Origin of the sequence: Halorussus salinus (assembly GCF_004765815.2) — an archaeon.
GTDB classification, from domain to species: Archaea; Halobacteriota; Halobacteria; order Halobacteriales; family Haladaptataceae; genus Halorussus; species Halorussus salinus.
The window spans coordinates 1-5,266 of the sequence record NZ_SBIS02000015.1; the positions used below are offsets into that span (position 1 = coordinate 1).

Annotated in this window: 1 tRNA gene and 3 rRNA genes; all 4 read left to right on the forward strand. The window is 57.0% G+C overall.

The annotated features are described in order from the left end of the window. Window positions 1-75: 75 nt before the first annotated feature. The 4 genes from EPL00_RS23380 to rrf all read left to right on the forward strand — a co-directional run bounded on the left by EPL00_RS23380 (window position 76) and on the right by rrf (window position 5,186). Window positions 76-1,546, forward strand: a 16S ribosomal RNA gene (locus EPL00_RS23380). Window positions 1,547-1,698: 152 nt separating this feature from the next. After that, window positions 1,699-1,770 (forward strand) — tRNA-Ala (locus EPL00_RS23385). A 231-nt stretch (window positions 1,771-2,001) separates the two neighbouring features. Beyond that, window positions 2,002-4,921: ribosomal RNA gene (locus EPL00_RS23390) — 23S ribosomal RNA — on the forward strand. A gap of 143 nt (window positions 4,922-5,064) precedes the next feature. Continuing rightward, window positions 5,065-5,186: ribosomal RNA gene (rrf, locus tag EPL00_RS23395) — 5S ribosomal RNA — on the forward strand. Together the 16S, 23S and 5S rRNA genes with 1 tRNA gene alongside form the textbook arrangement of a ribosomal RNA operon. Window positions 5,187-5,266: the final 80 nt, after the last annotated feature.

A 5,266-nucleotide genomic window follows, 5' to 3' on the forward strand; every position in this document is an offset into this window, starting at 1 on the left:
ACGGACCATTAGAAGATAGACACGATACATGTGTCTCCGCCAGAAACCCACCGAGCCACTACGCGCTCGGCAACCATTCCGGTTGATCCTGCCGGAGGCCATTGCTATCGGAGTCCGATTTAGCCATGCTAGTCGCACGGGTTTAGACCCGTGGCAGATAGCTCAGTAACACGTGGCCAAACTACCCTGTAGACCAGTATAACCTCGGGAAACTGAGGCTAATGTTGGATACGACTCTCAGACTGGAGTGTCGAGAGCCAGAAACGCGCCAGCGCTACAGGATGTGGCTGCGGCCGATTAGGTAGACGGTGGGGTAACGGCCCACCGTGCCGATAATCGGTACGGGTTGTGAGAGCAAGAGCCCGGAGACGGAATCTGAGACAAGATTCCGGGCCCTACGGGGCGCAGCAGGCGCGAAAACTTTACACTGCACGACAGTGCGATAAGGGGACTCCGAGTGCGAGGGCATATAGTCCTCGCTTTTGTACACCGTAAGGTGGTGTACGAATAAGGACTGGGCAAGACCGGTGCCAGCCGCCGCGGTAATACCGGCAGTCCAAGTGATGGCCGCTATTATTGGGCCTAAAGCGTCCGTAGCCAGCCAGACAGGTCCGTCGGGAAATCCACTCGCTCAACGAGTGGGCGTCCGGCGGAAACCAGCTGGCTTGGGGCCGGAAGATCCGAGGGGTACGTCCGGGGTAGGAGTGAAATCCCGTAATCCTGGACGGACCACCGGTGGCGAAAGCGCCTCGGAAAGACGGACCCGACGGTGAGGGACGAAAGCTAGGGTCACGAACCGGATTAGATACCCGGGTAGTCCTAGCTGTAAACGATGCTCGCTAAGTATGGCACACACTACGAGTGTGTGCTGTGCTGTAGTGAAGACGAGAAGCGAGCCGCCTGGGAAGTACGTCCGCAAGGATGAAACTTAAAGGAATTGGCGGGGGAGCACTACAACCGGAGGAGCCTGCGGTTTAATTGGACTCAACGCCGGACATCTCACCAGCTCCGACTGCAGTAACGACGGTCAGTATGATGAGCTTACCCGAGCTGCAGAGAGGAGGTGCATGGCCGCCGTCAGCTCGTACCGTGAGGCATCCTGTTAAGTCAGGCAACGAGCGAGACCCGCATCTCTAATTGCCAGCAATACCCTCGAGGTAGTTGGGTACATTAGGGAGACCGCCACGGCTAACGTGGAGGAAGGAACGGGCAACGGTAGGTCAGCATGCCCCGAATGAGCTGGGCTACACGCGGGCTACAATGGCCGAGACAACGGGTTCCAACCTCGAAAGAGGACGGTAATCTCTCAAACTCGGTCGTAGTTCGGATTGAGGGCTGAAATTCGCCCTCATGAAGCTGGATTCGGTAGTAATCGCGCTTCAGAAGAGCGCGGTGAATACGTCCCTGCTCCTTGCACACACCGCCCGTCAAAGCACCCGAGTGAGGTCCGGATGAGGCCCGGTTCCCGGGTCGAATCTGGGCTTCGCAAGGGGGCTTAAGTCGTAACAAGGTAGCCGTAGGGGAATCTGCGGCTGGATCACCTCCTAACGCACGGGACCCACCCGATGGGTGGGCCCACATCCGCTCGTCACTACGACGAGCACACGCGAGGGTTCCTCGACGACTCCGACTGCTTCGGTGGTCGGGCACCTTTGAACTGCCAGGGTTAACGTTCATCACCTCCTCGTCTGAGGAGGTGGGCCCATAGCTCAGTGGTAGAGTGCCTCCTTTGCAAGGAGGATGCCCTGGGTTCAAATCCCAGTGGGTCCATGTCGTGGTGCGAATCGAACCGTGTCCCTTAAGTGGGAGACGGCGCAATGATTCAATCCACACCAACCGATGCACTACACCGTGAGAGCGCGTGTAGGAAGGGTTCGACGCACGCTCCTACATCACCTGTAGGACGTGACGATGACGACCGTATGTACGTGCAATCCAGGCGTCCACTGGATCCGATTGCGATGCAGTCAACCCGGGTCACAGTGCGATGTACGATTACCAACAGCGTGGCTACTGTGCCAGCTGGTGGATAGCTCGGCTCGAGCGCCGATGACGGACGTGCCAAGCTGCGATAAGCCCAAGGAAGCCGCACGGAGGCGAAGAACTTGGGATCTCCGAATGGGAATCCCTACAACAATTGCCTTGCGCAATGGGGAACGTCGAGAATTGAAACATCTTAGTATCGACAGGAAAAGAAATCGCAAGAGATGTCGTGAGTAACCGCGAGTGAAACCGACACAGTCCAAACCGAAGCCCTCACGGGCAATGTGGTGTTCCGGACTGACCCTCAGCACCCGACCACTCAAACGAAGTCTTCTGGAACGGAGCGCGACACAGGGTGAAAGCCCCGTAGTTTGAGTTAGTACGGTGTGCGTCAGCTCCAGAGTAACAGGGATTGGAAATTCCTTGTGAATATCGCGGGCATCGACCGCGAAGACTAAACACGACTCGAGACCGATAGCGAACAAGTAGCGTGAGCGAACACTGAAAAGCACCCTACAACAGGAGGTGCAATAGAGCTTGAAATCAGTTGGCGATCGAGCGATGAGGCTCGAAAGGCCCTGCAACAAACGAGGCGAGTGCAAACTCGCAGTAGGACTTGCAGGGAGCCGGTGTCTCATCGTACGTTTTGAAAAACGAACCAAGGAGTGTGTCTGATTGGCAAGCCTAACCGGTTCATCCGGGCAGGCATAGGGAAACCAACATGGCCGCAGCCTTCACGGGCGAGGGCCGCCGTCTTCAAGGGCGGGGAGTCAAGCGGACACGACCCGAAACCAGATGATCTACGCGTGGGCAAGGTGAAGCGTGCCGAAAGGCACGTGGAGGCCTGTTAGGGATGGTGTCCTACAATACCCTCCCGTGACCTACGTGTAGGGGTGAAAGGCCCATCGAATCTGGCAACAGCTGGTTCCAACCGAAACATGTCGAAGCATGACCTCTGCCGAGGTAGTTCGTGAGGTAGAGCGACCGATTAGGGGAACCAACTTCGAGAGAAGTTGGTCCCCTTGTCAAACTCCAAACTTACGAACGCCGTCGACGCAGGGAATCCGGTGTGCGGGGTAAGCCTGTGCACCAGGAGGGGAACAACCCAGAGCTGGGTTAAGGTCCCAAAGTGTAGACTAAGTGCAATCTGAAGGTGGTCTCAAGCCCTAGACAGCCGGGAGGTGAGCTTAGAAGCAGCTACCCTCTAAGAAAAGCGTAACAGCTTACCGGCCGAGGTTTGAGGCGCCCAAAATGATCGGGGCTCAAGTCTACCACCGAGACCTGGCCACACCCGTAACAAGGTGATTGAGTAGGTTGGCATTCCGTTTGGATGGAAGCTCGGGCGAGAGCTCGCGTGGACCGAACGGGAACGAAAATCTTGGTCATAGTAGCAGCGTTAGTCGGGTTAGAACCCCGACGGCCTTACGAGTAAGGGTTCCTCGGCAATGCTGATCAGCCGAGGGTTAGCCGGTCCTAAGTCTCACCGCAACTCGAATGAGACAACAGGGAAACAGGTTAATATTCCTGTGCCATCATGCAGTGAAACCGACGCCTTGGGAACCATCGAGCCGGGCTTTCGCCCGGTCGAATCCAGGAACTTCGTGGAAGCCGTAACGGCACGAAGCGAACGAAGCTGGAGATAGCGCAAGTCGGTGTTACCTAGGGCCCGTGAAAAGGGAGCATGATGTCCGTACCGAGATCCGACACAGGTACTCTGGCGGTGAAAGCCAAGGTCTGTCGGGAGCAACCGACGTTAGGGAATTCGGCAAGTTAGTCCCGTAAGTTCGCGATAAGGGATGCCTGCTCCGGATAGGAGCAGGTCGCAGTGACTCGGACGCTCCGACTGTCTAGTAACAACATAGGTGACCGCAAATCCGCAAGGACTCGTACGGTCACTGAATCCTGCCCAGTGCAGGTATCTGAACACCCGGTACAACGGGGCGAAGGACCTGTTAACGGCGGGGGTAACTATGACCCTCTTAAGGTAGCGTAGTACCTTGCCGCTTCAGTAGCGGCTTGCATGAATGGATCAACGAGAGCGTCACTGTCCCAACGTTGGGCCCGGTGAACTGTACGTTCCAGTGCGGAGTCTGGAGACCCCCAAGGGGAAGCGAAGACCCTATAGAGCTTTACTGCAGGCTGTCGCTGGGACACGGTCGCTGATGTGCAGCATAGGTAGGAGCCATTACACAGGTACCCGCGCTAGCGGGCCACCGAGGCAGCATTGAAATACTACCCGTCAGTGACTGTGACCCTCACTCCGGGAGGAAGACACCGGTAGCCGGGCAGTTTGACTGGGGCGGTACACGCTCGAAAAGATATCGAGCGTGCCCCAAGATTTCCTCATCCGCGTCAGAAACGCGGAACAGAGCGCAAGAGCAAAAGGAAGTCTGACAGTGTCCTTCACAACACGGGACGCTGACGCGAAAGCGTGGTCTAGCGAACCTATCAGCCTGCTTGATGCGGGCGATAGATGACAGAAAAGCTACCTTAGGGATAACAGAGTCGTCACTCGCAAGAGCACATATCGACCGAGTGGCTTGCTACCTCGATGTCGGTTCCCTCCATCCTGCCCGTGCAGAAGCGGGCAAGGGTGAGGTTGTTCGCCTATTAAAGGAGGTCGTGAGCTGGGTTTAGACCGTCGTGAGACAGGTCGGCTGCTATCTATTGGGGGTGTCACGGTATCTGACAGGAACAATCGTATAGTACGAGAGGAACTACGATTGGATGCCACTGGTGTACCGGTCGTCCGAAAGGGCGCGTGCCGGGCAGCCACGCATCACGGGGTAAGAGCTGAACGCATCTAAGCTCGAAACCCACCTGAAAAAGAGATACCACCGAGACCACTCGTACAAGACGAGTTCGATAGGCTCGGGATGTACGCGCCGAGGCAACGAGGCGTTCAGTCCGCGAGTACTAACCGGTCAAGCCACACACTCATCACACACCGCACTGCACCCGGAGTGACTCCATCACAATCGGGTCCAGGCGCAAACTGGATTGCACAACTACATACGGTCAACAAACCGTTCGGACCACCGACATTGGCATAATTCGCGGTTCGATTCCGCGAGTCGGCGTTAAGGCGGCCACAGCGGCGGGGCGACACCCGTACCCATCCCGAACACGGAAGTTAAGCCCGCCTGCGTTGCGGCAAGTACTGGAGTGCGCGAGCCTCTGGAAACCCCGCTTCGCCGCCTCCCACTCATACCCACACACATCACCCCCGACCAGCACCACGCTGGCTCCGGGGGTTTCCTCATTTCGAACCAACCGAAAATCC